The following is a 277-nucleotide window of genomic DNA, read 5'->3' as shown; positions in this document are numbered from 1 at the left end:
CAAAAGAAGCGACTTCGTTTAAGTCTCTCTTCGAGGCACTGTTCGAGGCTCCGCTGGTACTGACTGACAAATCCCGAGCATCCACTTTTATCCCCGCCTCGTTCCGCGTTCCGACCCGCAACGACGAAAGCATCCAAAGCTCGTCTCTGGTCATCTTCGACGTCGATCAAAAAATCGGCCAGGGCTGCGACGATGACATGATCGCGCTGGAAGAAGCCGAGGACGCCCTGCTCGACCTCGGTCTAGAGCACTTTATTTACACAAGTCACAGTCACAC

The 277-nt window shown here is 54.2% G+C and carries 1 protein-coding gene; it reads left to right on the top strand.

Annotated features, from left to right (window positions below):
- The coding region (locus tag SB754_RS20030; RefSeq protein ID WP_410784130.1) for a hypothetical protein at positions 1-277 on the top strand (277 nt) is incomplete at both ends.

Source organism: Leifsonia sp. SIMBA_070, assembly GCF_046534635.1.
Lineage (GTDB): Bacteria > Actinomycetota > Actinomycetes > Actinomycetales > Microbacteriaceae > Leifsonia.
The sequence above is the reverse complement of the archived record's forward strand: the minus strand, read 5'-3'. Positions and strand labels throughout refer to the sequence as shown.